Here is a 356-nt window from a genome sequence, read left to right on the forward strand (position 1 = left end):
GCGGAGGCCCGAAGGGCCGTAGCAAACTGCTTGCGCTTGTTAATGTCTTATCTCGCGGCTAGTAATTGGGGAAATAAGATTCATCGAATCGCTCTAAAAACTGGACTACATCTTCTCTATTTAATCCGCCCTTCTCCTTGATAGCCATTTCCTTACAGGTTCGGAGTAACTCCGACTTCTCTTCATTACTACAATCTTCAAGTTCCGCGATCAAACTTTCGGCGTTTTTTAGCGCCGTATCCGGATCTAGAACGTTATCGTCCACCAGTTCAAAAAACATCAATGCCTGTATTACGGCTTTAGCAAGACATTCCATAGCTACTTCTCAGACATTAACGCCCAGCGCAGGCGCAGCC

Annotated in this window: 1 protein-coding gene; it reads right to left on the reverse strand. The window is 46.3% G+C overall.

Going from position 1 to position 356, the window contains the following annotated elements:
• Positions 1-58: 58 nt before the first annotated feature.
• The gene (locus B4U49_RS00120; protein WP_078082609.1) at positions 59-316 is read right to left on the reverse strand and encodes a hypothetical protein; all 258 of its coding nucleotides are present in this window, start codon (positions 314-316) and stop codon (positions 59-61) included.
• Between the last annotated feature and the right edge of the window lie 40 nt (positions 317-356).

Origin of the sequence: Microbulbifer mangrovi (assembly GCF_002009015.1) — a bacterium.
GTDB lineage: Bacteria > Pseudomonadota > Gammaproteobacteria > Pseudomonadales > Cellvibrionaceae > Microbulbifer > Microbulbifer mangrovi.

Excerpts from the sequence above, each read along its gene's own strand:
- B4U49_RS00120 (WP_078082609.1), bottom strand. The coding sequence starts at position 316 with ATGGAATGTCTTGCTAAAGCCGTAATACAGGCATTGATGTTTTTTGAA.